The organism is Bacillus sp. SIMBA_026, assembly GCF_046535335.1.
GTDB lineage: Bacteria > Bacillota > Bacilli > Bacillales > Bacillaceae > Bacillus > Bacillus velezensis.
In genome coordinates this window covers 485,397-512,380 of sequence record NZ_JAWRWX010000001.1, presented here as the reverse complement: position 1 = coordinate 512,380, position 26,984 = coordinate 485,397, and the positions used below count along the sequence as shown (strand labels likewise).

Annotated in this window: 33 protein-coding genes; 6 read left to right on the top strand and 27 right to left on the bottom strand. The window is 45.4% G+C overall.

The annotated features are described in order from the left end of the window. Window positions 1-181: 181 nt before the first annotated feature. The 10 genes from SB847_RS02835 to SB847_RS02790 form a co-directional block, all read right to left on the bottom strand. A complete protein-coding gene (locus SB847_RS02835) occupies window positions 182-1,375 on the bottom strand; it encodes an ABC transporter permease (RefSeq protein WP_038457867.1) in 1,194 nt (397 codons plus the stop codon). Continuing rightward, on the bottom strand, window positions 1,372-2,064 hold the full coding sequence (locus SB847_RS02830; protein ID WP_007611126.1) for an ABC transporter ATP-binding protein: 693 nt from the start codon (window positions 2,062-2,064) through the stop codon (window positions 1,372-1,374). The genes SB847_RS02835 and SB847_RS02830 overlap by 4 nt, the downstream gene beginning before the upstream one ends. Continuing rightward, window positions 2,065-3,201, bottom strand: coding sequence for an efflux RND transporter periplasmic adaptor subunit (locus SB847_RS02825; RefSeq protein ID WP_022553411.1), 1,137 nt, complete (start codon window positions 3,199-3,201; stop codon window positions 2,065-2,067). A gap of 1 nt (window position 3,202) precedes the next feature. Continuing rightward, entirely contained in the window at window positions 3,203-3,901 is a 699-nt protein-coding gene (gene yknW, locus SB847_RS02820; protein ID WP_038457866.1) for a YknW family membrane protein, read from the bottom strand. Between the two features lie 323 nt (window positions 3,902-4,224). After that, on the bottom strand, window positions 4,225-4,458 hold the full coding sequence (moaD, locus tag SB847_RS02815; protein ID WP_410562507.1) for a molybdopterin converting factor subunit 1: 234 nt from the start codon (window positions 4,456-4,458) through the stop codon (window positions 4,225-4,227). Continuing rightward, window positions 4,455-4,925 carry a molybdenum cofactor biosynthesis protein MoaE gene (locus SB847_RS02810; RefSeq protein ID WP_007611116.1) on the bottom strand — a complete coding sequence of 157 codons (471 nt, stop codon included), beginning with the start codon at window positions 4,923-4,925 and terminating at the stop codon, window positions 4,455-4,457. The genes moaD and SB847_RS02810 overlap by 4 nt, the downstream gene beginning before the upstream one ends. Beyond that, a complete protein-coding gene (gene mobB, locus SB847_RS02805) occupies window positions 4,926-5,447 on the bottom strand; it encodes a molybdopterin-guanine dinucleotide biosynthesis protein B (protein ID WP_044801357.1) in 522 nt (173 codons plus the stop codon). Continuing rightward, a complete protein-coding gene (locus tag SB847_RS02800; protein ID WP_007611114.1) occupies window positions 5,408-6,700 on the bottom strand; it encodes a molybdopterin molybdotransferase MoeA in 1,293 nt (430 codons plus the stop codon). The genes mobB and SB847_RS02800 overlap by 40 nt, the downstream gene beginning before the upstream one ends. A 17-nt stretch (window positions 6,701-6,717) precedes the next feature. Next, window positions 6,718-7,737: a molybdopterin-synthase adenylyltransferase MoeB gene (locus SB847_RS02795; RefSeq protein WP_017417685.1), complete on the bottom strand. Its 1,020-nt coding sequence runs from the start codon at window positions 7,735-7,737 to the stop codon at window positions 6,718-6,720. 51 nt (window positions 7,738-7,788) lie between these two features. After that, window positions 7,789-8,391, bottom strand: coding sequence for a molybdenum cofactor guanylyltransferase (locus SB847_RS02790; protein ID WP_410562512.1), 603 nt, complete (start codon window positions 8,389-8,391; stop codon window positions 7,789-7,791). Window positions 8,392-8,536: 145 nt separating this feature from the next. Between SB847_RS02790 and SB847_RS02785 the strand changes: the two genes are divergently transcribed. Then, window positions 8,537-9,529: a coiled-coil domain-containing protein gene (locus SB847_RS02785; RefSeq protein ID WP_044801355.1), complete on the top strand. Its 993-nt coding sequence runs from the start codon at window positions 8,537-8,539 to the stop codon at window positions 9,527-9,529. 23 nt (window positions 9,530-9,552) lie between these two features. On the opposite strand, the gene rok is transcribed toward SB847_RS02785, so the two are convergent. Next, window positions 9,553-10,149, bottom strand: coding sequence for a transcriptional regulator Rok (gene rok, locus SB847_RS02780; protein ID WP_003154591.1), 597 nt, complete (start codon window positions 10,147-10,149; stop codon window positions 9,553-9,555). A 451-nt stretch (window positions 10,150-10,600) separates the two neighbouring features. Continuing rightward, complete coding sequence (locus SB847_RS02775) at window positions 10,601-11,059, bottom strand: TlpA disulfide reductase family protein (protein WP_044801354.1); 459 nt, start codon at window positions 11,057-11,059, stop codon at window positions 10,601-10,603. Between the two features lie 287 nt (window positions 11,060-11,346). Here SB847_RS02775 and SB847_RS02770 point away from each other — a divergent pair, with 287 nt between their 5' ends. Next, on the top strand, window positions 11,347-12,153 hold the full coding sequence (locus SB847_RS02770; RefSeq protein ID WP_044801353.1) for a mechanosensitive ion channel family protein: 807 nt from the start codon (window positions 11,347-11,349) through the stop codon (window positions 12,151-12,153). A gap of 33 nt (window positions 12,154-12,186) precedes the next feature. On the opposite strand, the gene SB847_RS02765 is transcribed toward SB847_RS02770, so the two are convergent. From SB847_RS02765 to fadH, 14 genes are all read right to left on the bottom strand, one after another. Continuing rightward, a complete protein-coding gene (locus SB847_RS02765; protein WP_003154596.1) occupies window positions 12,187-12,432 on the bottom strand; it encodes a YkuS family protein in 246 nt (81 codons plus the stop codon). Between the two features lie 60 nt (window positions 12,433-12,492). After that, window positions 12,493-13,617, bottom strand: coding sequence for an N-acetyldiaminopimelate deacetylase (locus tag SB847_RS02760; RefSeq protein WP_012117444.1), 1,125 nt, complete (start codon window positions 13,615-13,617; stop codon window positions 12,493-12,495). 70 nt (window positions 13,618-13,687) lie between these two features. Continuing rightward, the gene (gene dapD, locus SB847_RS02755) at window positions 13,688-14,398 is read right to left on the bottom strand and encodes a 2,3,4,5-tetrahydropyridine-2,6-dicarboxylate N-acetyltransferase (protein ID WP_007409623.1); all 711 of its coding nucleotides are present in this window, start codon (window positions 14,396-14,398) and stop codon (window positions 13,688-13,690) included. Window positions 14,399-14,479: 81 nt separating this feature from the next. After that, window positions 14,480-14,935, bottom strand: coding sequence for a flavodoxin (locus SB847_RS02750; protein WP_282999996.1), 456 nt, complete (start codon window positions 14,933-14,935; stop codon window positions 14,480-14,482). Between the two features lie 26 nt (window positions 14,936-14,961). After that, window positions 14,962-15,855 (bottom strand): WD40/YVTN/BNR-like repeat-containing protein, encoded by an 894-nt coding sequence (locus tag SB847_RS02745; RefSeq protein WP_410577314.1) that lies wholly within the window; start codon window positions 15,853-15,855, stop codon window positions 14,962-14,964. Then, a complete protein-coding gene (locus SB847_RS02740) occupies window positions 15,845-16,318 on the bottom strand; it encodes a flavodoxin (protein ID WP_012117440.1) in 474 nt (157 codons plus the stop codon). The genes SB847_RS02745 and SB847_RS02740 overlap by 11 nt, the downstream gene beginning before the upstream one ends. A 111-nt stretch (window positions 16,319-16,429) precedes the next feature. Further along, window positions 16,430-17,311 (bottom strand): transcriptional regulator CcpC, encoded by an 882-nt coding sequence (gene ccpC / locus SB847_RS02735; protein ID WP_007611101.1) that lies wholly within the window; start codon window positions 17,309-17,311, stop codon window positions 16,430-16,432. Between the two features lie 140 nt (window positions 17,312-17,451). Next, window positions 17,452-17,895 carry a cyclic-di-AMP-binding protein CbpB gene (gene cbpB, locus SB847_RS02730; RefSeq protein ID WP_410562522.1) on the bottom strand — a complete coding sequence of 148 codons (444 nt, stop codon included), beginning with the start codon at window positions 17,893-17,895 and terminating at the stop codon, window positions 17,452-17,454. 143 nt (window positions 17,896-18,038) lie between these two features. Then, the gene (abbA, locus tag SB847_RS02725; protein ID WP_003154609.1) at window positions 18,039-18,230 is read right to left on the bottom strand and encodes an antirepressor AbbA; all 192 of its coding nucleotides are present in this window, start codon (window positions 18,228-18,230) and stop codon (window positions 18,039-18,041) included. 140 nt (window positions 18,231-18,370) lie between these two features. Then, the gene (locus SB847_RS02720; RefSeq protein ID WP_007409617.1) at window positions 18,371-18,889 is read right to left on the bottom strand and encodes a ribonuclease H-like YkuK family protein; all 519 of its coding nucleotides are present in this window, start codon (window positions 18,887-18,889) and stop codon (window positions 18,371-18,373) included. 122 nt (window positions 18,890-19,011) lie between these two features. Beyond that, a complete protein-coding gene (locus SB847_RS02715) occupies window positions 19,012-19,251 on the bottom strand; it encodes a YkuJ family protein (RefSeq protein ID WP_003154613.1) in 240 nt (79 codons plus the stop codon). Window positions 19,252-19,694: 443 nt separating this feature from the next. Next, window positions 19,695-20,915, bottom strand: a complete 1,221-nt coding sequence (locus tag SB847_RS02710) for an EAL domain-containing protein (RefSeq protein ID WP_044801349.1) — start codon at window positions 20,913-20,915, stop codon at window positions 19,695-19,697. Between the two features lie 137 nt (window positions 20,916-21,052). Beyond that, the gene (locus SB847_RS02705) at window positions 21,053-21,601 is read right to left on the bottom strand and encodes a hypothetical protein (RefSeq protein WP_410577312.1); all 549 of its coding nucleotides are present in this window, start codon (window positions 21,599-21,601) and stop codon (window positions 21,053-21,055) included. Between the two features lie 113 nt (window positions 21,602-21,714). After that, on the bottom strand, window positions 21,715-22,479 hold the full coding sequence (gene fadH / locus SB847_RS02700; RefSeq protein WP_003154618.1) for a 2,4-dienoyl-CoA reductase: 765 nt from the start codon (window positions 22,477-22,479) through the stop codon (window positions 21,715-21,717). 143 nt (window positions 22,480-22,622) lie between these two features. On the opposite strand from fadH, the gene SB847_RS02695 reads away from it, so the two are divergent. The 4 genes from SB847_RS02695 to SB847_RS02680 all read left to right on the top strand — a co-directional run bounded on the left by SB847_RS02695 (window position 22,623) and on the right by SB847_RS02680 (window position 26,010). Further along, window positions 22,623-23,486: a metallophosphoesterase gene (locus SB847_RS02695; RefSeq protein WP_410577311.1), complete on the top strand. Its 864-nt coding sequence runs from the start codon at window positions 22,623-22,625 to the stop codon at window positions 23,484-23,486. 74 nt (window positions 23,487-23,560) lie between these two features. Beyond that, a complete protein-coding gene (locus tag SB847_RS02690) occupies window positions 23,561-24,055 on the top strand; it encodes a L,D-transpeptidase family protein (RefSeq protein WP_088462390.1) in 495 nt (164 codons plus the stop codon). Between the two features lie 75 nt (window positions 24,056-24,130). Further along, on the top strand, window positions 24,131-25,423 hold the full coding sequence (locus tag SB847_RS02685; protein WP_007611093.1) for an MFS transporter: 1,293 nt from the start codon (window positions 24,131-24,133) through the stop codon (window positions 25,421-25,423). 122 nt (window positions 25,424-25,545) lie between these two features. Beyond that, the gene (locus SB847_RS02680) at window positions 25,546-26,010 is read left to right on the top strand and encodes a YkyB family protein (RefSeq protein ID WP_003154622.1); all 465 of its coding nucleotides are present in this window, start codon (window positions 25,546-25,548) and stop codon (window positions 26,008-26,010) included. 42 nt (window positions 26,011-26,052) lie between these two features. On the opposite strand, the gene cheV is transcribed toward SB847_RS02680, so the two are convergent. Then, the gene (cheV, locus tag SB847_RS02675; protein ID WP_088462207.1) at window positions 26,053-26,964 is read right to left on the bottom strand and encodes a chemotaxis protein CheV; all 912 of its coding nucleotides are present in this window, start codon (window positions 26,962-26,964) and stop codon (window positions 26,053-26,055) included. Window positions 26,965-26,984: the final 20 nt, after the last annotated feature.

The window sequence follows — 26,984 nt, the reverse complement described above, 5'->3', positions numbered from 1 at the left end:
ATCAAAATCTTTCACATTTGTTCATATTAACGTATGTACATAGGGTTTGTAAACTGTAAATTCGACAAAAAGGGGGACAATTGTATGACATTTTCTTTTTATCATAAATGAAAAAAGTCTATTATATTCATTCAATCATTAAAACACAAAAAAACCCCATGCAGACTGCATGGGGTACGGGTTATTCATACCGTAACGCTTCAATCGGATCTAAGCGTGATGCTTTGTTGGCGGGCAGCATGCCGAAAATGACACCGATCAGCATACTGAACAGTACGCCGATACAAACCACCTGCCAAGAAACGAGCGACGGCCAGCCTGCGATAAGGGAAACGAGTGATGCTCCCCCGTAGCCGAGACCGATTCCGATTAAGCCGCCGATTAATGTAAGCACAACAGATTCAATTAAGAATTGTGTCAGAATCTGTCCTCTCGTGGCACCGAGCGATTTGCGGATGCCGATTTCTCTTGTCCGTTCCGTCACTGATACGAGCATAATATTCATGACCCCGATCCCGCCGACAATGAGAGAAATACCGGCGATCGAACCGATGATCGTCGTCATGACGGTCGTGACCTGACCGATTCCCGCCGCGATTTCTTCCATATTCATAACTTGATAGGCCTCTTTTGTACCGTGATTGTCATTTAAGAGACGAGCCGCTTCTTTTCCTGTTGATTTGATTTGATCAGCGGACTCCGTCTGAACGGAAACGTTGCTGTAGTCGTTAGTACCGAAAGACGTTTTCAGCATGTTGAACGGCACATACATTTCACTGAGTCCTAACGATAAAAAACCGCTCTCTTCTTTCAGTACGCCGATTACTTCTACGGGCTGTCCGCCGGCCCAGACGATTTTTCCGAGCGGAGACGTTTTCCCGAACAGCTTTTCAGCCATTTTTTTTGAGATGATTCCCGCTCTTTTACCGGAAAGAAAATCATTGTCCGTAAATGTCCGTCCATCTTGAACGTCCAGCTTTTTTACGTCCATGTAGCCGCTGTTAATGCCGTTCAGCGTAATATCCGTGTCTTCTTCATGGTAACGGGCCGTCATGGATTTTACAGCGGAAGCGACAACCTGCTTTACGCCGTCCACTCCTTTTAATCCATTAATATCTTCTTCTGTGAAACTCGCTTCCTGTAAGGCGTTCGGATTGGCTGTTAATTCTTCATCACTCGGAAGGTAAAACAATTCAATCGTATTGCCCGGCCCGCTGATGGATTGCTTCAGCATTTGCTCTCCGCCTTGGCCCACAGCCACAACAACGATTACTGAACCGACGCCGATAATGATTCCGAGCATTGTCAGAATCGATCTCAGCTTGTGAGCTCTTACGGAACTGAGGGCCATCCGGAGATTTTCTGACAGGCTCATTCCCCCACTCTCCTCTGCTCAGCATCGCGGGAAACGATCATGCCGTCACGGACGAAAATCACTCTGTTTGTACAGTCCGCCACTTCAGGCTCATGAGTCACAAGCACCACGGTCACGCCCTCTGCATTAAGCTCTGTGAACTGCTCCATAATGGAAATGCTTGTTTTCGTATCCAGCGCGCCGGTCGGCTCATCAGCCAAAATGAGCTTCGGTTCGTTCACGATGGCTCTTGCAATCGCGACACGCTGCTTCTGGCCGCCTGACAGCTCATTCGGCATGTGACGCATCCGATCCGCCAAACCGACTTTTTCCAGTGCATACTCAGCCCGTTCCTCACGCTCTTTTTTGCCGATACCGGCGTAGATCATGGGGAGTTCGACATTTTTTCTTGCATTCAATCGCGGCAGCAGCTGAAACTGCTGAAAGACAAATCCGATTGATTTGTTCCGGACCGCCGCAAGCTCTTTTTCAGTGCATGAAGAAACATCTTCGCCCGCAAGCCTGTAACTGCCGGACGTCGGTCTGTCCAGACAGCCGATGATATTCATGATCGTAGATTTCCCCGATCCCGACGGTCCCATAATTGACACATATTCTCCTTCTTCAATCGTCAAGTCGATTGAACGAAGAACATCAAACGTCTCCTTGCCGATCTGATAGCTTTTTTTCACCTTTGAAAGCTGAATCATCTATGCTTTCACATCCGTTCCGTCAGTCAAATCGTCAGCCGGATTCAGAATGACTTTATCATCCTTTGAAAGCCCCTCTTTTATCTCCGTAAGCTGATTTGCGGTATCGCCGACTTTAACTTTCACGCGTTTGGCCTTCCCGTCTTTTACCGTAAAGACCCAGTGCTCATCTCCGTCTTTTTTGACTGCGGAGGACGGCAGTGTATCGGCTTTCCGTTTGTCGGTTTCAATGTTCATAATTAATTTAAACCCCGGCTTGCCCTCCGGAAGGTTTCCGATCAGCTTAACCTGGAACGGATACTGCACGGCCTGTTCCGTACTTTCCCCGGAAGCAGCGCTTGACTTTTGATCAGGAACGAGGCCGACAGCCGCCACTCTCCCTTTCCACGTTTTACCTGGAATGGCGTCTGAGGTAATTGTAACGCTTTGTCCCTTTTTCACTTTCAGCGTGTCGTATTCGGACAAATTGCCGGCAACGATCAGGTGTTCCGGGTCTCCTATATGTATAACCGGTTCTTGAATATCCGATTTTTTAGAAGCCGCTTCTTGATTTACCGAGATAACCGTCCCGTCCATCTCACTCTTAACATTGAGATTCGCCACTTGATTTTCAAGAGACTGCTTTTGCAAATCAGATTGCTTTAATTCGATTTCCGCCGTTTTTTGCTGAAGCTGCAGATCCGTCCGTTCGGATTCAATTTGTTTTTTGGCTTCCGCTTCTCCCACTTGTTTTGCCAGATCTTGTTCCTTGCTGTTTAATGCTCTGAGTTTTTCTTCAACTTGTTCGATTTGCATCCGTTTTGATTGTTCTGTCAACTCATTTTGTTCTTTATCAAGATTGAGCTGCTCATTTGTATACGTGACTAACGACGACCCTTTTTTTACTTTGTCGCCTTCTTTTACTTTCACTTTATCAAGAGTTCCTTTATCCGCTTCATAAAAAACATACTGTTCTTTAGAGAATTTAAGTGTTCCCGGAACCATAACCGTAGATGAGATTTCTCTGTTTTCCATGGTTCCGGTTTCGATTTTTTTCCCGGCGCTGCCGCCCGCGGGAGCGGCAGACTTATAAATATTGATACCGATGAATACTGCAACAATTACGGCGATGCCGATTCCGATCCAAATTTTTTTCATGTTATACACCTGCTGTCACTGAACTTAACAGTCCTCCGACTGCCGAAACCAAAAGCATAATAACAAAAAGGACAATCGCGGAAGTCCAAGCCGCTTTTTTCGAAATGCCGCCTGTATAGCGAAGTCCCAAAGCGAGCAGAATATAGCTCCAGATGCTGAAAATGTCAAACGCGCTTAAAAAGACCGCGACGCCGTCTCCGGCCGGTATGACACTCGCCAAAGATGTAACGGCGTACAGTGAGCCCGCACCGGTAAAATAAGTAACAAGACCGTTAATAACTAAGCCGATATTGGTAATAAATGCCGTAAACAGGCTGAGTGAGAGCATTTTTTTGTAAGTTGTCACGCCGCCTGAAATTTTGACGCACAGCCAGTAAATGAGCGGAACGATAAACAGAGCGATAATGCCCCCGAAGATTCCTCCGAACATCGTGCCGAATTTAGCGAAGGTTTTGGTCATTTCAATCTGATCATCCGTCAAACCGTCAAGAGATGAGCTGTTCAGCACTTCTTCATAATTCATCCCAAGCCCGCGCAAAATACTGCCGGCCGCGATGAGAATGATGACAATCAGGAGAGGAATGCCGATGACCGGCTTTTCTTTTAATCTTTTAAACTGCACAACAGGACTTGTAATGACGCCGAAAATTGACGGCTTTTCCGTTACTGCCGTATTGCCTTTTTCCAGGTTTGGTTCCATATTGCTGATGCCTCCTATGTATTATTCTGTTTATACGTACGCTTTAGGCTGAGAGAAGTTTCAATTTTTTTGCCGTTTGCGTATTTATGCTAAATTGTAACACAAATTCTCAGCTTTACGTTCCATAATTATGTAAAAAAAAGCATTGTCATCCCGGTATGACGGGAGGCACAAAGCCTTGTAAGGGTACTGTCTTCAGCCTATTCATGTAGTCAAAACCGCCTCAATCGCAAATCCCTTTAAATCCCATTTATATATTCTCTGGAATTCAGCGCCTATATACGAAAAAGCCGGATGGCAATGATGCACATCCGGCTTTTTTTTCACCCTCCGCTTACAGGAGGGATAAAGGCAATGGTATCACCTTCTGTTACGACGCTGTTGTCTTTTACATATGTTTCATTGATTGCGATCATGGCATTGTCAATCGTCTGAAGGCCGTACCGTTCCTTTAGCAGCGTTTTTACAGCAGACGCCGCCGTTTCTTTTTCGTCAAGTTCAATGACCGGTGTTCCCGCCTGCTCCGCAAGCCCGGCAAACAATAATACTTTAATCATCGCGATTCCCCTTTATCCAAATCCGGTTTTCCGTTCGGATAGGGCGTTGTTTCCAGCTGATCGCCTATCCATTCTTCGCCGTCTTCCCAGATTTCTTTTTTCCATATCGGCACAATCTGTTTTATCCGTTCAATTGCATATTCATTCGCCTCATATGCCGCCTTTCTGTGCGGTGAAGACACGGCGATTACGACCGCGGCTTCTCCGATATCAAGGACGCCGACACGGTGAGTGATTGCAGCTTCGGCTCCTTCCCATTTCGCACTGATTTCATCGCCGATTTGAGAAAGCATTTGAACAGCCATCGGTTCATACGCTTCATATTCGAGCCGTACCGTCCGCCGCCCGGCAGTCCACTCTCTGACCGTGCCGATAAACGTTGTGATGGCCCCGGCTTCACGCTTTTCAACTTTTTTTACGATATTTTCCGCAATGATAGGTTCCCTTGTAATTTGAAAACGTTCCATTTATGCAGATTCCCCTTTCAGCTGCGAAAGCACAAACATCATGGCAGCCGGATCGTCCGCATGGAATACGGGCATGCCTGCATCTGCCGGCATATGCTCCGTATTTCTGCTGACAACCGCGATCACGCGCTCCAAATGCTTCAGCTTTTGCCAATCTTCGCTGTCTTTGATCATAATGATTTTCGGATGCGGCGCATGTTTAAATCCCTCTATGAGAAGACCGTCAATTCCCAGACATTCATACAGACTGATCAAACCCGCCAAATCCCATTTTTTTCGCGCCGTAAGCTGCAGGACGCCGTCCCCTTCTACTGCCGTAACCGCGGCTCCGGCCTTTGAAAAACGCTCCGAGTCTTTTCCGTCAGAAAAAGGCTCCGGTTCTCCGCCATGTCCGTGATGTTTTAAACATCCAATATTGCACTCTTTCGGCGCCGCTTTCAGCACACGTTCAATAAACGTTGTTTTACCGCTGTTTTGAAAACCTACGATCTGGACGATCGGGAAAGAATTGACCACGGCCATTCACTTCCATTCTCATCACGGATGAGGAGCGCGTGAACCGTCCGGCCCGCTTCATACCCCCTCGTTCCTCCCGGCAGAAGGATAAACGCGTTTGCTTCAGCTAGAGATGTGACTGAGCTTGATTTGTCGAGACCGACCGGTGACGCCATCATCTTTCCGTCCTTATGATAAACAAATGCCCTCACAAATCTCGTAAACGGATTCGGTTTCGGAAAGTCGTTTGTTAACACGGCTTCTGCCCATCCGGAATGAGGTTTTTCATTCAGAAGCCATGTCTGAATCATCGGTTTGACAAACAGGGTGAATCCGACATAACATGCGGACGGATTGCCTGAAAGGCCGAACAGCAGCATGTCATCGGCCCGTGCGACAGTTGTCACGCTCCCCGGGCGCATTGCCACTTTGTTAAAAAGAACTTCCGCTCCGAGCTTATTATAAATGTCTGGAAGAAAATCAAAATCGCCGACTGACACGCCGCCGGTCGTGATCAGAAAATCAACTTTTTTCATAGCTTCCTTCACCGCATCATAGCTGTCATCAAAATCATCGGAAATTTTCCCTAAGTTCAGCGGTACCGCGCCCGCTTCAATGACCTGGGCATACACCATGGCAGCGTTGCTGTTGCGGATTTTCCCCGGCTCAAGCGGATCGCTGACATGAAGAAGCTCGGTTCCCGTTGCGATAATGCCGACAACCGGCTTTCTGACCACGGGAACAGAAGCATAGCCGAAGGTTGCTAAAAGAGCGGTTACGCCCGGCGTGATTTTCGTCCCTTTTTTTAATAGCGAGCTGCCTTTTTTCGCATCTTCTCCTTGATATGAAATATTATCACCCGCATGAAAAGGGCGTTTCACTGACATGTAATTCGTGCCGTTTTCAGAAAACGTTTTTGTCAGCTCAAGCATCACTACGGCATCCGCGCCTTTTGGAATCTGCGCCCCCGTCATAATGCGGACCGCTTCATAAGGCCCGAGTTCTTTTTCCGACACGGCGCCTGCTCCGATATGGTCAATGACTTCAAAGGTGACGGCATTGTCACGGGAAGCCGTTTTTGAATCGCTCGCCCTGATGGCAAACCCGTCATACGGGGAACGGTTAAAGGCCGGCACATCATGATCCGCCTTAACATCCTCCGCCAAATAGCGGTGGAGACTGTCCTCAAGCGCCACCCATTCGGTATCCCCCTGTTTTTTATACCGGCTCACCCGGCGGACTGCTTCGTCCACCTGAATCGGCGTTCTTTTTTCAAGCATAGCAATATCTCCCCTTCCTACAGTCCGATCACCCTGGCCAGAACTGAATTTGCTTCTTTTATATCGTTTGTACCGTGAATCAAAGCCCGTCCGTCCTGAAAAATAACGATTCTGAAGCGCTCATACGCCATGTGCAGCAGAAATTCATTTGCTTCCACTTTACCGATCTGCTTCAGACGTTTGACAAGCTCTTCTTTATCCAGCCTCTTTAAGGCTTCCGATCTGATTTGAACGGTGTCTCTTCCACACAGCACGCTTGCTTTCGGCCTGTTTTCAGGCTGCAGATACGGATATACGGGCTCCGCGCCGCAGGAAGGGCAATGATCCCGTTTGATCTGATCCACATTTATGCTCATATTGGTGTTATTCCACACGTCAAACGTGAAAAAGCGCCGATTTACCGCCGCATGATTTCCTGTCAGCAATTTCAGCGCCTCAGCCTGCTGATAAGCGGAGACGATATGAACCGCCGGAGGTATGATGCCTGCTGTATCACATGTCGCTCCGCCCACGGGCATTTGCTCAAACAGGCAGGATAAACACGGCGTAACCCCCGGAATAATCGTCATGCACATTCCCTGACTGCTGACACAGGCCCCGTAAATCCAAGGTGTTTCCGTTTTCAACGCCAGATCATTGATGACCATTCTCGTTTCAAAATTATCTGTCGCATCCACGATGCAATCCGCTTGTTCGATCAGCGGTTCGAGCGTTTCCGCCGTACCTTCCGCCGCGTAAGCATCGATATGTATATCACTGTTTACCGCCAAAAGACGCGCCTTAGCCGCCATTGCTTTCGGCAGGCGCTGTCTCGCGTCTTCTTCTGTATACAGCTGCTGTCTTTGTAAATTGCTCCATTCCACATAATCCCGGTCAATAATCGCCATACGGCCCGCTCCGGCTCTTGCCAGGCCCTCTGCCGCGGCTGTTCCGAGGGCTCCGGCTCCGACAATCAGGACACTGCTGTCAGCCAGCGCCTGCTGCCCTTTTTCCCCTATCGGCTTAAATCTTGTCTGCCGCGAATAGCGCTCTTCCATCTGTGTTGTCCCCTTGCATTTTTATTTCCATCATACCATGTTTCTTCCCGATCAGTCTTGATTTGAAGACTCGACATGCGCCAAAAGTCTGGTGTAATCGTCCTGTGTGTTGATATTAGCGAACTCCTCCAGCCCGGCGCCGATGTCTTCAGCCTGCACATAACAGACAGACAGCCGTTTCAGCGTGTCTGTCATTTTCAGTTTGTTTTGTGTCAGCTGATCAAAAAGCACATCCTGCACCCGCTTATGATAAACCGCCAAGAGGGGCTGCTCTCTGTTTTCACAAACCGGTATGACAGCGTCCAGGTTTCCGGTCAGCTTCATTTCAAGCGCCGCCATCGTTTTTCTTGTCACGAGCGGCGTGTCACAGGATATGACCGTATATATTTCGCCTTCCGTTTGTTTCATTGCCGTATAGATGCCGGCAAGCGGGCCCATTCCCCGAAACCGCGGCTCATCGGCCAAAACATGCCGCTCCCTGTTTGATAAGAACTTTTTTATATGCTGAGGGCGGGTGATAATTACCGTTTCTCCGCCGCCGAAGGCTTTTTTCGCCTGTTCATAAAACATGCCGCCCTTCCACTTTGCAAAAGCTTTCGGTTCTCCGAATCTTCGGGAAGCTCCCCCCGCTAATATTACATTCACCCGTTTCATGTCATCTCTCTCCCATTCTATATAAAAGCATAGCAAACGCCTCAGCCGAAATACAATATTACGGTGCTTGTCTGTTTAATTAAGAGGAATAGCCGTTGATCCTTTCCCATATTGTAGTGTTAACATCATGAGGGAGATGGTTCTTATGAAAATATCCGGTCCGTTTTTCCACGACACTTCTCAAGAGAACCTTTACTTGAAATCCGAACTTTCCAGATGCAGAAAATTAATTTCAGAATTTGAAGCAAGCTACTTCCATCAAAAAAATAATAAGCTTCAGGAGGAAAACGCCAATATTAAAGAGCGGCTTCACAAGCTTTCTGACGAATTGGAAGCCATGGCTCAAAAACACAAACAGACAAGTGACACGGAACGTTCTTTGCATGAAATCAGAGCCGGGCTGCTCGATAAAATCGTCATTCTGCAAGAACTGCTTCAGCAGGAAACGTTTCGGCGGAAAAATGAGATGGAAGAAAAGCACCGTCTGCATCTTACAAATGTAAAATTTGAAGAAGAAAATAAAAACTTACATACCCGCATCCGCTCACTTGAGACCGCCATTCAAACTGAACGGACTTCTCACGAAGATATGAAACAGCGTTATCATGCCGCTGCAGACGAAAATACCCGGCTCCAAACACAAATGGTAGAAAAAGAATACCAGCTTAAACATATTAAAATAGAAATTAATCATATGAGAGATCGAATACTAGAAACAAAAGAACGGCTTGTAGAAATAGAAAAAACGAAAGAAAAGTTATTTCAAGAAACCATTCTTTCGTATAAACGGCAGCTGGACGAAAGTGATGCTTGGATTGCCGGCCATTTTGCTGATATTGACAGCCGCACGGCGGAACCGGCGGAACGAGCTCTGGAAATCCCTTCTGTTTCCAAAGAGACTGTTCAGGCAGAAGACTTGCTTAAAGCCGTTACCGAACAAGTCATCTCCCTGCAAAAACAATTTGTACAATCAGAGTCCCGCGATCAGTCGTTTGATGAAAAACTGGATGCGTTGAAAGAACGTGCTGAAGGCGAAAAGCCTTTCCAAAAATATGTCGTCAAGCTTGAAAAAAAGCCGGGAAAAGATGCGTCACTTCCGCAGAATAAGCGGGAAAACGCAAAAAAACTGCTTGAGTAACGCAAGCAGTTTTTACTGTTTTATTATTCAGCAGCCGTATCATTTGCCGTTTCTGCTGTTTCCTGAGAAATTTCTCCCTCAAGAATATATTGGCCGCGGTATGGTTTTTTCACTTCCGGATACATTTTAATTAAGCTTTGCATAAATGTTGTCATATTAGGAATTTCAAGGCCGCTTTCCTTTTCAATTTCCTTTTGCAGTTCGGAACTTTTGATCGCTGCATTGTGGCGTTTCAATGTTTTAATCGCTGCTTCGCGCAGTTTTGCCGCTTTTGATCCCGGTCTCGCCGTCCCTCTTCTTCTTCTTGTAGAACCGTCTGGAATGCCGGCGGGAAGAGACGTAATAGACTGCATCTGCGGCTGGGAGGATTGAGGCTGTGTCTGCGGCTTTTGATAGCTTCTCATTTCCTGTGCTGCAAGCTCTGCAAGCACCGGGAGAGAGTCACTTTTTTTCTCCGGACGAAACTCTTTTTTTGTATCGGACAGGCTGCCTGTATTGTCTAATTCTCTCAGTTTTGCATATATTTTATCACGTTCTATTTGATATTCACGAATGACTTTTACCTCTGCTTCGTTCAATTGTTCTAAACGTAAGCGCAGCGCTTCTCTTTCATTAAACATGTGTAAAACCCCCTGTCAAAAATTTAAACGCTTTTATTAAGATATTAGATTACAAAAGTAATTTTATCAACTATTATTTTATCATTTTACTATTTTATTTACTCTATGAAAAATTGCTTATTTTCTGAAAATGGTACTTTATATACAAAAATCCCTTATCATATAGGGGATTCTGGACAAAGTTCCAATTTATTTAACCATTTCAAAATATAACTTGAAATTACTTGTTTAATGAAAATTAGCGTAATATCTACAATTTTCGACTATAATATGTAAAAGATTATGATATGGATAAAACAAGCGGTACAGCGTGTTTACGGCTGTTTCTCTTATTTTTTAAGCCACACATGTCATATTGGAATTTTTTATCCAATAGACACAAAAAAACCCTGTTACCTAACAGCAAAGGGTTTGCGGAACCGAGACAATAGTCCGACGGAGATTGTCCCGATTACTCAGAAGCCTGCTCCGATTCTAAAAGTACTCGGCTGACGCGTTTTTCAAGCATTCTCATCCCGCTTCCTCCCGCTTGAAAATGGCGGAGCTGTCCGCTTTTATCAAAAACGTAATAAGCCGGCACATATTCATTTTCAAATGCTTCAGTCAGCGTATGATCGCTGTCGACGTAAATCGGCTGAGAGATATCGTGTTCAGCCGCTGTTTTCTTGATTTTCTCAAGGTCAAGATCATCTTCGGAACGGGGCATGTGAACGGCCACCACATTCAGCTGATCTTTATATTTATCACGAAACCCGTTCACCTCAGGCATCGCTTCTTTACACATGCGGCAGCTGGCGGACCAGAAGTGAATCAGTGCCGGCTTTCCGCCGACCAGCTGTTCCTTCGTGACTTCTCTGTTAATCCATGCTTTAGCGCCTGTCAATTCAGGCATTTGCTGACGTAATTTCATCTTATCTCCCTCCTTATGAAAAAGGCTTTTTGCCGGGGCTTTCAGTTTCGCCGGGCAACGTACTCCTGTTTTCCCTCCAAAGGATATGATTTGGCTGAATCACCATGTTAAAATGAGTGTGGCGATTTCTTAGTTCATATCTTCACAAAAATGATGATATTGAAACCGGCAATATGAACAAATCATAAATGAAATAACTGATTTCTATTAAAAGGTTTATTTTATTTTAAAAACGGGTATATCACTTTTAGCTTTTTCTGCAATAGACTTGAAAGGAAGACATCACTATGATTGATTTAAAACACTTTGATTGGGCCGGGCTTCTCACATCTGCCGGGATTTTCATCATAAAGCTGGCTCTCATTATTTTAGCGTACTTTATTTTCCGGACGGCAGGAAAAAAGCTGATCAAGCATCTGTTTCAGAAATTCGAGCAACAAAACAACCTCTCCAAAGGCCGCGCTTATACTTTGCGAAGCCTCGCGCTTAATGTATATGGATACATCCTGATTTTCGTTTTTATCGTAATGATTTTGGATTTATTTCACTACAATCCGAGCGCTCTCATTGCTGGCGCCGGCGTGGTCGGTCTCGCAGTCGGCTTCGGGGCTCAGGGGCTCGTCAGTGACATCGTCACCGGATTTTTTATCCTTTTGGAAAAACAGATCGACGTCGGCGATTATATTACGGTTGCCGGCTACAGCGGCATTGTCGAGCAGGTCGGTCTCCGTACGACGCAAATCCGGAGCTTTGACGGCACGCTTCACTATCTTCCCAACCGGGGCATTACGAATGTGAGCAACCATTCCCGCGGAACGATGCAGGCGCTTGTCGATATTAAAGTGCCGCTTGAAAAAAATCTTGATGAAACCATTCAAATCCTGCAAACCGCGTGTGACAAAGCAGCCGCTGAGCTCCCGCAGATTAAGGAAGGGCCGGACGTCATCGGGGTTCAGGATTTAAGCTCGTCAGAAATGGTGCTCAGAATCATTGCCAAAACAGAAAATATGGAGCAATGGCGGGTTGAACGCGTACTGCGGAGAGAAATGAAAATCGCGCTCGACCGTTTTAAAAACGCCGCATCCGCCGAATAGAAAAACCGAAGCGTAAGCTTCGGTTTTTTCTTTTTAATGAAATTTTTTTTCCACTTCGCTGCAGATTTCGTCGGCGGTCATTCCGGAAGCCGTAATGACGGGAGCCTGAGTTGACGTATCGGCAATTCCTTGGACATTGCTGTCAAGTCCGGTTACGACACAGCAGTCACAATTCTTCGCATCCTCAGGAGTCTTCATCATCACTACGTCATATCCTTTTTGTTTTAACGCCTGTTCTACATCCGATAAAGATTGTTCAATTCCAATTTTTTTCGTCATATTGAACACCTCCGTTATGTAGAATGCTCAATTTTTGTTAGATTATTCTTCTTTTCGGATTTAATTGGCATACTTCGAAAAATATCCGACCATGACATTTACCGCGGTTTCCATCGCATCTTCATCCGGGTTCAGCTTTGCGTGATGAAGCCCGTGGGATGAATCGGCCCCCAGCCAGAACATAAAGCCGGGATATTTTTTCAGCATGTACCCGAAATCTTCTCCGGTCATCGCTTCTTTCGCCGTTCTCACGTCAGCAAGCTGATGATCGCTGACAAATTGCATAAATTCTTCGGTCAGACCGCTCGTATTATAAACTTGATGATAAACGGACGGATATGTAACTTTTCCTTTGCATCGGAAGCCGATTTCAATTCCTTTGACAAGCTCTTCAATCCGCTTTTTCACCATACGCATTGATTCCTCGGAAAGCGTCCGGATGGTTCCCTCCAGATGAGCATGCTCTGCGATGATATTTTGCGCCGTGCCCCCGGTAATCGTTCCGACAGTGATCACAGCGCTGTCAAGTGGATCCGTATTTCTGGATATGACCGTCTGCAGCTGCGTGACAAGCGTGCTCGCGGCGACGACCATGTCGTCTGCTGTATGCGGATATGCCGCATGCCCGCCTTTCCCCTCGAGATCGATGACGAGTTCGCTCGTATTGGCAAACAGCAATCCGCTTTTGGTGGAGATTGTGCCTACAGGAAGCTCAGGTGCTATATGGAGAGCGGTAATCAAATCCGGTGTCCATTTTTTCAGCACATCGCTTTCAAGCATCGGTTCCGCTCCGCCCGGTCCTTCTTCAGCCGGCTGGAATAAAAAGAGCAGATCATGTTTGACGGGATGATGGACAAAATGATCAATAATGCCGAGCGCGATGGTCATGTGCATATCGTGGCCGCATGCGTGCATAAAACCGGGGTGTTCAGATGCAAACGGAAGCCCCGTCTGCTCTTCAATCGACAGAGCGTCTATATCCGCTCTGTAGGCGAGCATTTTTTCCGGAGCCGTGCCGTTGACTTTGACAAAGATGCCGGTTCTCCAAGTTTCGATTTCAATTCTTTCCTCCGGATATTGGTTCAATAGATTCAGCAGGTACTGTTGGGTTTTATATTCCTGAAAGCCGATCTCCGGAATGCGGTGCAGATCTCTTCGGATGGCAATGAGCCGCTCTTTTTCCATATGTATTCCTCCTTGAGATAAGAATAAGGCGTGGATTTTATCATCCACGCCCATTCTATCAAACCATTCCTTACAGCTGGCGTAATTCCTGTTTGATTTCTGTTTTGCCTTTTGTTTTTTCATCGATATCTTTGATTTTTTTCGCAGGTGTTCCCGCTACAACGGTATATGGCTCGACGTCATTTACAACGATGGCTCCGGCAGCGACAACCGCGCCTTTACCGATTGTTACGCCTTCAAGCACAACCGCATTTGCGCCGATCACAACGTCGTCTTCCACGACAACAGGCTTAGCGCTAGGCGGCTCAATAACGCCCGCTAATACAGAACCCGCTCCGATGTGGCAGTTTTTGCCGACAGTCGCGCGTCCACCGAGCACAACGTTCATATCAATCATCGTACCTTCGCCGATGACTGAACCGATATTAATAGATGCACCCATCATGATAACGGCATTGTCGCCGATTTCGACTTGGTCGCGGATAATAGCGCCGGGCTCGATTCTCGCTTTAACATCTTTTAAATCAAGCATCGGGATCGCAGAGTTGCGGCGGTCATTCTCAATGACGTAATCCTCAATTTTGTCTTTGTTTTCTTCGATTGCGCTTTTAATTTCAGCCCACTCGCCAAAAACGACGCCGGATTGGCCGTTCAGGAATGTTTTAGCGGAATCGCCAAAGCTGATTCCTTCAAGATCGCCTTTTACATACACTTTTACAGGCGTTGATTTTGTACTATTTTGAATAAATGAAATAATTTCATTTGCATCCATCATTTTCATATGTATTGTCCTCCTCTGATTTTCTACCTCATTACTGTAACAAAGGAAGGATACAAAGACAAGAAAAAAAGGAACAAGCCTTTATTCTGCCGGCTGGCTGCACAGCGCGGCAAACTGTCTTCCGAATTCCCGGAGCTCTTCTTCCTCACCGCCCTCAGGGTTGTTTTCAATTTTGACCGACGGCAGCACCACCCGCCCGCCGCGGGCCGTGATTACTTTTTCCAATTCGTCAACCGCTCCGCAAAAAAACTCATAGGACGTATCTCCGGAACCGAACAAAGCAAATGTTTTTCCCGTAAACTCCAGGTTTTCCATATCTTCAGCAATATCGAGCATTTCATCAGGAAGATCCCCGTCTCCCCACGTATATGTGCCTAATAAAATATACTCGTAATCATTAAAAAGTTCGGCATGAATATCCATCGCTTCATATCTGTCTACGGATGCTTGTGCTTCGATCAGCCCTTTTTCAATTAAATCCGCCATCGCCTCGGTGTTTCCTGACATTGTAGCGTAAACAAGCAATACATTCCCCATCTTCGTCTCTCCTTTATGCATAAAAACTAATGTGCGAGCCGTACCGCCTCATACGGTCTGACAAACTTACTTTCGTAAAGGCCCGCGCAAAAAAAGTTTTCTTCCCGGTTGGCCACCCGCCATCCGTGACCGCGGATCGTATCAAACCACTTTAATTCACCGGCGACGAGATCAGCTTGATAAATACGCGAAAATCCGTTTTCGTCCTGTGACGATGTGACATAAATAACCCCGTTATCCTCAGAAACGTCGAGAAATGATTTTTCCCGTTCGGCGGGCCCGGCTGTAATGGCAAACTCCTCTTGCGTCCGCACGTTTCGGACGGCAACCTCCCCCCGTTCTCCCTTTGCCGCGCCCTTTACTGCAATGAGCCAGTCATTCTGATACATCATCATTGAAGCCGTCATGCGCTGCCTTTCGCGGCTTATACGCCGGATGCGGTCTTCCGTCAGATCATACGCCCAAATGCCGCCATGATTCATATGAATCCGGGTGCCGATATAAATCGTCTGACCGTGTAAACAAAGCGAACGGATGACAGGCGGCTCCTTTAATTGTGAAAAGGGCTTAGCCACATGCCAAGTGACGCCGAAATCATCAGATAAGTAGAGGCAGTATGTGCCGTGCGCACAGACAAACCCGTCATTCCGCCCGGCAACGGCCCATACGGAGGCGCTGGTCGGAAATCGGGAGGCCGTCCAAGTCTTTCCCTGATCGGCTGATCTGAGGACGACGCCTTTTTCTCCAGCCGCGAATATGTAGGGCCCTATATAAGTCAGCACATGAACCCTGCTTTTCACTCGGAATAGTCTTTTCCAGCCTTCTTCCGCGGAAAAATGAAAAATACCTTCGTCTTTCACTGCGACAAAATATCCTGAAGTCACTGATGCCATGACAGCCGTCGCGCCTTTATGAAACATGGCACCGGTCTCCGTGGTGAGCGGCCCATGCAAGAAAACCGCGGACAAATTCTTTGCAGCATTCTTGATCTTCAGCCGTCTCGGGCGCCAGCTCGATTTTCAGCGTTTCCGGATATAAATTGGCTCCGGCCTGTTCAAACGCATCGCAAAACAGCGTGACCGCTTCGCAAAACTTCGGGTAGGCGTGATCGCCTGAACCGAAACAAGCCGTTTTCAGTCCGTTGAGCTGGCTATGCAGAATATCTTCGTAAAAATCTTCCGCTTCGTAAGGAAGATCACCGTCCCCCCATGTGTACGTGCCGACAAAAACATAATCATATGCTTCGAGAGAATCCGCATCTGCTTCGTCCATGTCAAGACAGTCAACTGCTATCTGATGCCCGCTCAGTGTTTCTTTTATAATGCCGGCAATATCCTCTGTATTCCCCGACATGCTTGCGTATATCATTAATGCTTTCTGCATATGATCACCTCGTAATTGATAATGATTTTCATTAACATATATAACACTTTAAATGATAATGATTTTCATTGTCAATAAAAAATAAAAAAAGACAGCATGATTGCTGTCTTTCTAAAATGGCCGTTCCTGCTTCAGCATATCTTTAATGACAGAAACAAAAGCCTGCACCTGTTTTAATTCAAATGCCGGCTCATATCCGAGCAGCCATGTGTCACGGCCGATCGGATGGTCCTTTGTATCAAGCAGGGGCATTTTATTTACTTTATCTTCCTCTTCTAAGGTGACTGACGGCAGAATGGCATAACCGATCCCGTGTAGCGCCATCTGCTTGCACGTTTCAATCTGATCGACGAGGATGGTCTGTTTCGGCGAGGTTTTGAATTTTTGATGCCACCAATGCTGAATTTCCTGAAAATATGTACTGTCACTTTTGAATTGGATAAACGGCCGATCGGTATGGGCTATATCATCAATACAGGAAATTTCCGTATCAACCAAATATAAATGATCGGTCATTAAATAATCTTTCCGGCCTTTCCATTCCGGATTTCCCCGGATAATGCCGATATGTACCTGATCTTCATACAGACTTTTCAGCATTTCGCTGCTCCACCCTGTAATGAGAGAGACCTTTGCATTCGGATAACGCTCCACATATGTTTTTAACACTTTCGGAAGCCAGTGCTGCCCGATAATGGAGGCGACGGCAAGCTTTAATGTGCCGTGAATCTCACCCTCAAGTTCATCAATATTTTCTCTGATTCTTTCTTGCCGATCCGTGACGTCATTTGCAAATTGTATGATTTTCTCTCCTGCCGGCGTTACCGTAAGTCCTTTTTGAGATCTTAGAAAGATCTTTGTTCCCCAGGCTTTTTCAATGGTCTGCAATCGCTGGGACAGAGCCGGCTGTGACACGAATAACCGTTCGGCAGCCTTCCTCATGTTTAATTCCTCAGCTAAAACTACGAGCATATGAAGCTCTTGAAGCTGCATGTCGTCCTCCTTTTCAATGCCTTTTCGTATTTCTTATCTACCATTCTAATAAAATAAAGGCTGCCGAGGCAAGCGCCACTCATATGTATGCGTTTTCTTTTTCCGGCATGAAAAAGAACAAATAGGCTGATCGTGCGAGCCTACTTATTCAATGATCTGATATGGCTGATCAACTGTTTTAACACGACTCTTCTCGTGAAAATGCCTTCAAAGACGCCTTCATCATTTTCAACGCAGACAAAGCCGTTATTAATGACCATGCTGAACCCTTTGATAATCGGATCATTGATGTGGAGACGGGGAATGTCTTTCAGCATGACTTCCTCAACCGTAATTTGATCCAGCTTCTCAAACTCGATCCGTTCAAGTCCGAAAATGCTGTTCATAATCATATTTGTCCCGATCAAACCGTGCAGACGGTACGAAGCGTCAAGGACGGGAATGGCGGTATAGCCGGTTTTCGTCAGCACTAATAGAGCATGCTCAAGGTTGTTTCCGACTTGAACGTGCGCCACTTTATCCGCCTCGATCATAAATTGTCCGACTGTTGCATCAAGAAGCTGATCTGATTGTAAGCTAATCATGTCACTTCGACCCCTTTACATTTTTCATCAAAGCATGTATTCCCTATATTGCAATAATATAAACATTATCATTTTTTGTCGAAAAGTTTCCGTCAATAAAAAAGATACTCTTTGCAATCGAGTATCAATTTATAGGCCGCTGATTAATTTTCGTTCCGAAAACGGTCATAGAGCGTTACGAGTTTTTTATAAGTGGTTCCATCAACGCTTTTTGACCCTGCTTCTATATCGTTGATTTCGCTGGTCAAAAGCTCAATGGCATATTCTTGATTGATCAGGATATTCAGCAGAAGTTTCTGTTCTTCTTCCGTAAATCGTTCACTGATAAGACTCATACGTAATCAGGCCCCCTATTTTTAACTGAATACCTCTGAAAGCAATGTGAAATTTGCTTTCAGCTCTACCGCTAGAATAAGTAAACAGAAAAAAATCGTCAACCGCATAATTCGACATTTTGCGGATTCTGTATGAAATATTATTTTGTGTAACGATTGGCATAACTGAATGCTGTGCAGGAATCAGGCTTGATTTTCGCTTCAATGCCCATCGAGGTAATGCGGCCGGTCATTTCTTGTATCAATTCTTTTGTCAGCCCTTTTTGACCGATATCCAGATGCACTTCAAATGAAAGATCCGCCCCTTCATCCGTAAAAGGCAAGAGCAAATCTGTCAGTTCCATAAGACGGCCGTCGAGGATATGCGCTGCCATCTCCTGGCTGAACGCGGTTTCCAGCGAAATTTTTTCGCGAAGGCTATGTATCGGTCTTGCAAGATCGTGATTTTTCAAACAGCCCCAAGCTCCCTTGCCTGTACGGTGCAAGTGTATAGCCGTAATAAACTTTGTGAAGTCGCGGTAAACTTGTGAATCAGTCCCTACAGACAGCACGTATGCTGAACGGGGGTCTTTATTGACAAAGCGTTTCAGCCGCTCCGTCACGTCTTGAAAGGTCATCTGTGCCTCAGAAAGATTATAAAACAGAAAAGAATCAGCCATGTACGGACACTCCTCTTTCCAGAGTCTACAACCAAACGAACAAGCACGTTCCTTTGCATAATTTAATAAAGCTCCGCTTGCGGAAGACCGGAAGCTTGGTCAGCCTGAAAAATCAAATCAAATTACTGAAGGAGCTCAAAAATTTCAATAGAAATCATGTCAATGTTATCAAACGGATATGTGTTAGGTTTTTCACCTTTTTGGAAAACCGTCAGTTCAAACGTTTGATTTTTTTCGAAATATTTAACACTGCAAATTTTTTCGCCGTTAACTTCAAAATAACGCTGCATCGGCTCGTTAGCCGCTTCCGCTGTTTCTTGCAGACTTTGCAGCCGCGTGATGATACCCATTAATTGTGACATTCTAAAAAAAGACTCCTTTCAAAAAACAACTTCAAATCAACAAGTATTTATTATAATACAAGTTCTACAGAGCATCATACCATAAAGTAGACCGGGATGGCATTTTCCCGCTGGATTTTCAAAAAGAAATAAACGGGAAAACCGTGTTTTCGAATAGTTTGAAGCTTTTTTCGGAATGTCATACACCTTTCAAAAATAATTTTTCGCTTTTTGAGCCGCCATTGTCAGATGTATGTGAGGAGAAGCCCTTTTATGAGGAAACAGCATAAAAAAACTTGGCGGGGGTAGCGCCAAGTTTTTTCGGATCTTGATCTGATAGAGGGGTTGGGGAACAGAGAGTAACTTCTCTCTATAACCAAATGATAATGATTATCAGTATCATTGTCAAACGTTTTTTAAAACTTTTTTCAAATGAACAAAAAAAGCGGCATACAGCAGCCGCTTTAAAGTAATCCGTCCTGTTCATATAAATAAGAGTAAGGCAGATCGATAAATAAATACATATTGTCATCCATCGGGTATGAAAAGGTTCTGATCATCTCACCTGTCTCAATATCACTGTACAGGTCACTGAAAAAGCCTTTTCTTGAATTCCGCATCTTCATGATGTTTTCTAAAAAGTACGGACGCCAGCTCCAGTTTTTCTCCATGTATTCAGGCTGATAAAGCCATTCGCCGGACTGCTTGAACACATTTCCCGTCAGCTGATAGCCTTCTTCATCACACATATAAATTCTGAAGCAGCAGTCGGACAGGTTTTCCGCCAGTTTTTTAATAAACTCATCGTCCGCCTGATGGGTTTTCTTCAGCTCGGAAACTGCCTGATTGACCCGCTTATAAAAATTCTCAGAGTGTTCATAGACCGTTTCCAGCTTCTTTTTTTCTCTCGTGATAAATTGCTGAAACTCCGTTTTCAAGCGTGCTTTTAACAGGCTCCGGTCTATAAAATCGCCGCTCGGCGCCTGCAGATAATAGCCTTGAAAAAATCGGCCTCCGTTTCTCCATGCGTACTGGAGCTGGAAATCAGCTTCTATATCTTCATACAGCAGCGCGGCGCCGATTTTTCTCGCCAGCAATGAAATGCTGTACAGCACATGCTCATATGATGGTGACGGCTGAGATACCTTCAGCGCCTGCAAATCTATTTTCAGAAGGTCCGGTGAAAGGAGCGCGATTCTGTCCAGGTTGCTGCTCTCCTTACCTATATTGTCCACCGCGATTTTAATGCCGTATGTACGATAGTAGGCAAGCATATGGTACAGCTGTTCAATGTCGCCTTCGAAATTGTGCTCGGTGATCTCAAGCACAATACGGTTCAATTCAATGCCCTGCTCTTCGTATTCTTTCAAAAGCTCAAGAAAGCTTTCGCCGTGGTCAAGCATCAATACATTCGCATCCTGATTGATAAAAATCAACAGATCACGATCAGCTTCTTTAAACCGCTCCAGCGCCTGCCTGATGACTCTGTCATCGACCTCAAGCTTATATTCTTCCGGAATGCCGGAATCTAAGAAAAACGGCCCGAGGCTCTCAATCTCCGCATCTGCCAAAATCCGGCCAAGCACTTCGTAGCCTACGACTCTTTGTTCCTCAGCGTTAAAAATCGCTTGGTAATACGGAATGACATCATCAATATTCGTCAGTATATCAAGTGGGTCCAACATGTTATCACCTGCTTCTCTATCTTTGTCTGATTATACACAATTATATCAGCACCACAAATGTTTAGATTAGGGGAAAAGGAGGCAGTATGGCAGCAGCTTAAAATAAAAGGGGAAAACTTTTTAAGATACTCTTCCGGTTAATTAAGGACGTTATTCATTTGTTTCACAATCACAAATAAAAGGATAAATATAAGAGCATTATAACCGGCAGCTGTCCAAAAATAATGGCTCCAATCAGTTCTGTTATATATCCAATCATCCTCATGTTCCAACTGAAAGAAAGTTCCTTTTTTATCTAAAGTGCCAAATGTAAGAGTTGTTAACCCGCCAACACTCTTGGAAACGTCAACTCCATACATTGAACCGGCATGATCAGTATGATTTATTGGCATATACGTATAATCAGATAAAATTGTTTCCGCCAGCTTAGTTGGCAGAGACACATATAATACAGCCGATGTATCGCCTCCGAGCCCACTCAAATACTCCCTGGCTTTAATAAATTTCGTTTCATCAGGAAAATCTATGTGATATAGCTTTTCAAATCTGATTATTTCATCAGATGTAAGATTGGTATTTTGATAATACTCCGGAGTAAAAGCGCAAATGATAAAGTACCAAATATTAAAGATGATAACGAAACTGCTTACAAATAGTACAACAAACCATTTTAATAATTTCTTCAATTAACCGCCCCTTAATCTTTCAAAATTATATCATAATTTTGAATAGAAAATAAAACAAGCGAACGGCGGCTTTAACGTTCGCTTGTTTTGCAAAATAATCAATATATGAAAAATTAAAACGGATAAGGATTCAGCCATTGCCCCCCGTCCATTGTGATACAGTCCCCGTTTATGTAGGACGCTTCATCAGATAGTAAAAACGCTGCCAACGCGGCGATTTCTTCCGGTGTGCCCAGCCGGCCGAGCGGCACACTGTTCATAGTGCGGGACACCGCTTTTTCCGATTCAAACAGCTTCTCCGCACCGCCTGTCCGTTCAATAGGGCCGGGGGCTATCGCGTTTGTGCGGATGCCGTATTTGCTCCCCCATTCAACGGCCAGCGTTCTTGTCAGTGACAATACCCCCGCTTTGGCTGCAGCGGAATGAACGACACCCGCTCCCGCTCCCCATGCGTATGTAGCGGCCATATTTAAGATGACGCCCTTCTGCTCCTGCTCGATCCAATGCCTTGCCGCGGCTTGGCTGCAGAAAAATGTGCCGTTTAAAACAATCTCAATAACAGCTTTCCATCCATTGGGCGTCAGCTTCTCTGCCGGGCAAATAAAGTTGCCGGCCGCATTGTTAATCAGCGCATCGAGCCGGCCAAATACTTTTTTCGCTTCTGTAATCATGTCTGAAGCGGCGGAATCAGAACGGACATCCATTTGAAAACAGGCGACCTGCCCCTCAAAGGTCTCAATTTCTTTTTTTGTTTCCTCAAGTGCTTCATGGTTCCTCCCTGTCACCATGACGTGCCATCCTAATTCAGCCTGTTTTTTCGCCATTGCTTTTCCCATGCCGCTTGAACCGCCTGTAATGATTACCGCTTTCTTATCCATAACAAACCCACCCCTTTTATTGAATGAATAATCATTCATAATTTTATCACAAATGTCTTTCCGCGTCATTACATGCTGAGAAGGGATTTTTCAGCCAAGCTGATGATATAATAGAACAACTCTGACAAAGGTTGGTTTTACATATGGAGAAAATGACCAGAAGAACATTTTTAAAAAGAGGATTCGGCATTTTGGGTGCAGCTCTCGCAATGGCTTGCGGAGGTTACGGCTATGCCCGGTATATTGAACCGCGCATGATTGAGGTCACCCGGCATACAATCACCAACCGTCTGATCCCCCGCGGCTTTGACAATTTTAAAATCGTTCAATTCAGCGATACGCATCTCAGTGATGTGTTTACATCCGGTGACTTGAATAAAGCAGCAGAAAAGATCAATCAGCTGAAACCCGATCTGCTCATCTTTACGGGAGATTTAATTGATAAGCCGCAATTATTTAATGATCACCAGCATGCACTCGCCGTGCTGCAAAATCTTGAAGCTCCCTTCGGCAAACTTTGTGTTTACGGAAACCATGACCACGGAGGCTACGGTACGAACACGTACAAGGCTCTGATGGAAGCGGCTGATTTTCAAGTGTTTCGAAACGGCTATCGTCAGGTGCAGCTGACAGACGGAAGCCGGATTGAACTCGCGTTTTTGGATGATGTAATGCTCGGAAAACCCGATTATGAAGTCACCCTGTCCCGCCTTTCCGAAGATGCTTTTTCCATTTTAATCGTCCACGAGCCTGATGCCGCTCTCAAGATAGGCGAATATCCCGTAAACCTCCAGCTGTCGGGACACACTCACGGCGGCCAGGTCCAGCTCCCGTTTTTCGGCCCTCTCATTACGCCTCCTTACGGAAAAACGTATACCGACGGCATGTATACGCTGCATGACACAGCCGTTTACGTCAATCGCGGGCTCGGTACGACAAGACTGCCGTATCGATTTTTAGCCAGACCGGAAATCACGCTGTTCACATTGAAAACCGAGCAAAAATAAGACTTTTATCCTGATGCACAGACACCCCCTCCGTAATATGTATATGGAAAAGAGCAAAAAGGAGGGTGATGAAACTGCTGACATATCAAGTGAAACAAGGAGAAACCATCTCCAGCATTGCGCAAGACTTCAGAATAAGCACTGCTGCTCTCCTTCAGGCAAATCCCTCAATCCAATCGGTCATATACGCGGGACAGCATATTATCATACCGAATCTTCCCGATCCATCCACCATTCCCTACTCCATCATCGTGTATATCGGAGCGAAGAAACTGGAGTTATACCGCCTTGGCAGGCTCATCCGTACGTACCCCATCGCAGTCGGAAAAATATTGACGACCACGCCGACCGGAGAATTTTACATCGTGAACCGCCAGCCTAAGCCCGGCGGCCCGTTCGGCGCTTATTGGCTCAGCCTCTCTAAAATTCATTACGGCATTCACGGAACAAATAATCCTTCCTCCATCGGCAAAGCGGTATCAAAAGGATGCATCCGGATGTATAATCAGGACGTCACTGAACTTGCCGCTACCGTTCCTAATGGAACAAGGGTGACTATTATAAGATAGAAAGATCTTATTTGTTAATGGAACGAGCTGATGATAATATATTACAGTGGGACCTTTAGGGTAAGGAGCGTGTTTATGGATATATTTAAAAATCGCAATTTTGTCCGTCTCTTTTTCGCAGCACTCGCTTCTCAAATGGGAACGACTGTAGGTAATATGGCTTTCGCTTTTTACTTGCTGGACCATTTTTCAAACCAGCCGGCATACACGACTTTGGCTGAGCTGATGTATTCACTGCCGACAGTTTTCGTATTTCTGATTGTCGGTGTCGCAGCTGACCGGCTTGACAGAAAAAAAGTCGCAGAGAATTGTGACTGGATCAGAGCCGGACTGACGATCGTATTGTTTGCCGCATTATACACCGGGAGCATCCCTCTCGTGTTCTGTATTTTGTTCATCAGAAGCGCCGTGACCAAGTTCTTTTTCCCGGCGGAAGCCAGCCTTGTACAAGCTATTCTGCCTAAGGAGCATTACGCGAAAGCGGCGGGACTTAACCAGATCCTGTTCAGCATCTTCATGGTATTCGGCGTCGGTATAGGCGCGTTTATGTATAAAACGATCGGTATTCACGGAGCCATTATCCTTGATTTTGTCAGCTTTATTGTATCAGGCTTTCTGATCCGCGCCTGCCGCATTCCGAAAGAAGCCCGTCAGCCGAACGGCCCTTTTAAATGGGGAGATTCGTTTCTGAAAGACTCGGTCGCTGATTTTAAGGAAGGGATCGTATATATTGTTAAAAACAAATTGCTTGCTTCCCTTATTTTCGGCTTTTTTATCTTTGGTTTTGTCAACGGCGGCTTTGCCGTACTGCCGATGTTTACGATGAAATACGGACTTGCGCCTGATCATTACGAATCACATACTTCCATCTTCACCGTCGCACTCGGCTTCGGCCTGCTTGCAGGAAGTGTAATCGGAACGATGATCGCAAAAAAAGTCAAACCGCATCATTTGATGTCGATTCCTATTTTGGCAGCCGGACTGCTCATTTTTGTCCTCGGCTATACGGATAAGCTGTGGATTTATTATGCGGCGGCTTTCGTCCTCGGCATGTGCATCGGCCCTGTCAATATCGCCATCGGCGGCTGGATGCCGAAAATCGTTCATCCGAAAATAATGGGCCGGGTCAGCGGCTGGCAGGATCCTTTTATGATGTTTGCCCAATCGATTACACTCGGACTGGTCGCCCTGTTATTTCCGAAATTCGTTACCAATATTGATTACCTTTATTACGGCATGGGAATCGTGATTTTAGCGGTATTTGTGTTCTATTTTATCGCTCTTCCGAAATACAGCGCCGAGGCAGCAGAGGTCGATGTGCAGCAATCATTAAAGGCTGATTCCGAAAAACATGCGAATCCTGTCTAATAAAGGAAAAAGATGCGCCCTTTTCATCAGAAAAAGGCGTATTTTTATAATCAATATTTGCATTTCAACGCTAAAAAAGTATAATCTATATATGAACTTGATCAATGCAAAGGAGAGAAATAATGGACGACCACGCTTATTCGAAAGAGCTGCAGCCAACCATCGAGAATCTTTCAAAAGCTGTTTATACTGTGAACCGCCATGCAAAAACCGCCCCCAACCCTAAATACCTTTATCTGCTGAAAAAACGGGCATTACAAAAGCTTGTGAAAGAAGGCAAAGGGAAAAAAATAGGGCTTCACTTTTCAAATAATCCCAGGTTTAGCCAACAGCAGTCAGACGTACTTATCTCTATCGGAGACTACTATTTTCACATGCCTCCAACAAAAGAAGACTTCCAGCATCTTCCGCATTTAGGTACGTTAAATCAATCGTACCGCAATCCTAAAGCACAAATGTCTTTGACAAAAGCGAAAAACGTATTGCAAAAATATGTGGGCTTAAAGGAAAAACCGCTTGCCGCCAACAGGCAGCAGCCCGCTTATCATAAACCCGTATTTAAAAAACTTGGTGAGAGTTATTTTTAATTCCGCCGCAAAAAAGCCGATGCGTCATGCATCGGCTTTTTTCTATTCAATCACGTACGTATCCACTTTTTTAATGAGCTCGCTGATTTCAGGCTTGCTGATCTGTTCATCCGCTCCGACTACTTCGCCCCGGTGGCGCAGGTCGTCCGTAATCAGGGACGAGAAAATCATAATCGGCACATCAGAGCTTTGCGGGTTATCCTTAAGGAGCTTCGTCAAACGGTGCCCGTCCATTTTCGGCATCTCAATGTCACTGATAATCATGTCAATATGGTCTGACAGGTTTGCTCCGTTATCCGTCAGTTCCACGACGTAATCATACGCTTCTTTTCCGTTTTCAAACGTAACGATTTCACTGTACCCCGCCTCAGTCAGCTCATCCGTCAAAAGACGCATCAGAAGCGGCGAATCTTCAACGATGATCAGTTTTTTACCCGCCCGTCTTTCATCAAATCCTTCCTGATGGACATGATAAGTCTCAACGCCGGATGCCGATTCAATATCGTAAATGATCTTTTCATAATCAGGCAGAAAGATCATCGTGTCTTCCAGTTTGATGATTCCCGTTAAATGCCGCTCCATGCCCTGGTTCAGGGAAGTCGGCTTTTCAATCGCCTCCCAGGACACCCTGTGGATTTGTGAAACGGAACCGACGTGAAAGACGATTTTCCGCTTGTTGAATTCCGTTACGATATATTTATCGTCTTTTGCTCCTTCGGCATCAACGCCGAAAAAGGAATACAGACTGATGACGGGAAGAATTTCGCCTCTCAGCTTAATCATCCCTTCTACGTCTTTATGAGACTGAGGCACAGATGTGACCTCTACCGGCTGAATGATTTCCCGGACTTTCATCACATTTATGCCAAATGTATTGACGCCTACTTCAAATTTGACGATTTCTAATTCGTTTGTGCCTGAATCCAATAAAATATCGTATTGTTGTAAAGACAATTCAATCCCTCGCTATCCGC

Excerpts from the sequence above, each read along its gene's own strand:
- SB847_RS02810 (WP_007611116.1), bottom strand. The coding sequence starts at position 4,925 with ATGGAACGTTTTCAAATTACAAGGGAACCTATCATTGCGGAAAATATC.
- SB847_RS02740 (WP_012117440.1), bottom strand. The coding sequence starts at position 16,318 with ATGCAGAAAGCATTAATGATATACGCAAGCATGTCGGGGAATACAGAG.
- SB847_RS02830 (WP_007611126.1), bottom strand. The coding sequence starts at position 2,064 with ATGATTCAGCTTTCAAAGGTGAAAAAAAGCTATCAGATCGGCAAGGAG.
- moaD (WP_410562507.1), bottom strand. The coding sequence starts at position 4,458 with ATGATTAAAGTATTATTGTTTGCCGGGCTTGCGGAGCAGGCGGGAACA.
- rok (WP_003154591.1), bottom strand. The coding sequence starts at position 10,149 with ATGTTTAATGAAAGAGAAGCGCTGCGCTTACGTTTAGAACAATTGAAC.
- SB847_RS02695 (WP_410577311.1), top strand. The coding sequence starts at position 22,623 with ATGGAGAAAATGACCAGAAGAACATTTTTAAAAAGAGGATTCGGCATT.
- SB847_RS02680 (WP_003154622.1), top strand. The coding sequence starts at position 25,546 with ATGGACGACCACGCTTATTCGAAAGAGCTGCAGCCAACCATCGAGAAT.
- dapD (WP_007409623.1), bottom strand. The coding sequence starts at position 14,398 with ATGAAAATGATGGATGCAAATGAAATTATTTCATTTATTCAAAATAGT.
- SB847_RS02710 (WP_044801349.1), bottom strand. The coding sequence starts at position 20,915 with ATGTTGGACCCACTTGATATACTGACGAATATTGATGATGTCATTCCG.
- SB847_RS02775 (WP_044801354.1), bottom strand. The coding sequence starts at position 11,059 with ATGAAATTACGTCAGCAAATGCCTGAATTGACAGGCGCTAAAGCATGG.
- yknW (WP_038457866.1), bottom strand. The coding sequence starts at position 3,901 with ATGGAACCAAACCTGGAAAAAGGCAATACGGCAGTAACGGAAAAGCCG.
- SB847_RS02825 (WP_022553411.1), bottom strand. The coding sequence starts at position 3,201 with ATGAAAAAAATTTGGATCGGAATCGGCATCGCCGTAATTGTTGCAGTA.
- SB847_RS02720 (WP_007409617.1), bottom strand. The coding sequence starts at position 18,889 with ATGGCTGATTCTTTTCTGTTTTATAATCTTTCTGAGGCACAGATGACC.
- abbA (WP_003154609.1), bottom strand. The coding sequence starts at position 18,230 with ATGAGTCTTATCAGTGAACGATTTACGGAAGAAGAACAGAAACTTCTG.
- SB847_RS02785 (WP_044801355.1), top strand. The coding sequence starts at position 8,537 with ATGAAAATATCCGGTCCGTTTTTCCACGACACTTCTCAAGAGAACCTT.
- SB847_RS02715 (WP_003154613.1), bottom strand. The coding sequence starts at position 19,251 with ATGTCACAATTAATGGGTATCATCACGCGGCTGCAAAGTCTGCAAGAA.
- SB847_RS02760 (WP_012117444.1), bottom strand. The coding sequence starts at position 13,617 with ATGGAAAAAGAGCGGCTCATTGCCATCCGAAGAGATCTGCACCGCATT.
- SB847_RS02795 (WP_017417685.1), bottom strand. The coding sequence starts at position 7,737 with ATGGAAGAGCGCTATTCGCGGCAGACAAGATTTAAGCCGATAGGGGAA.
- SB847_RS02750 (WP_282999996.1), bottom strand. The coding sequence starts at position 14,935 with ATGGGGAATGTATTGCTTGTTTACGCTACAATGTCAGGAAACACCGAG.
- SB847_RS02745 (WP_410577314.1), bottom strand. The coding sequence starts at position 15,855 with ATGTTTCATAAAGGCGCGACGGCTGTCATGGCATCAGTGACTTCAGGA.
- cbpB (WP_410562522.1), bottom strand. The coding sequence starts at position 17,895 with ATGATTAGCTTACAATCAGATCAGCTTCTTGATGCAACAGTCGGACAA.
- SB847_RS02765 (WP_003154596.1), bottom strand. The coding sequence starts at position 12,432 with ATGACGAAAAAAATTGGAATTGAACAATCTTTATCGGATGTAGAACAG.
- SB847_RS02835 (WP_038457867.1), bottom strand. The coding sequence starts at position 1,375 with ATGAGCCTGTCAGAAAATCTCCGGATGGCCCTCAGTTCCGTAAGAGCT.
- SB847_RS02685 (WP_007611093.1), top strand. The coding sequence starts at position 24,131 with ATGGATATATTTAAAAATCGCAATTTTGTCCGTCTCTTTTTCGCAGCA.
- mobB (WP_044801357.1), bottom strand. The coding sequence starts at position 5,447 with ATGGCCGTGGTCAATTCTTTCCCGATCGTCCAGATCGTAGGTTTTCAA.
- SB847_RS02800 (WP_007611114.1), bottom strand. The coding sequence starts at position 6,700 with ATGCTTGAAAAAAGAACGCCGATTCAGGTGGACGAAGCAGTCCGCCGG.
- SB847_RS02790 (WP_410562512.1), bottom strand. The coding sequence starts at position 8,391 with ATGAAACGGGTGAATGTAATATTAGCGGGGGGAGCTTCCCGAAGATTC.
- fadH (WP_003154618.1), bottom strand. The coding sequence starts at position 22,479 with ATGGATAAGAAAGCGGTAATCATTACAGGCGGTTCAAGCGGCATGGGA.
- SB847_RS02770 (WP_044801353.1), top strand. The coding sequence starts at position 11,347 with ATGATTGATTTAAAACACTTTGATTGGGCCGGGCTTCTCACATCTGCC.
- ccpC (WP_007611101.1), bottom strand. The coding sequence starts at position 17,311 with ATGCAGCTTCAAGAGCTTCATATGCTCGTAGTTTTAGCTGAGGAATTA.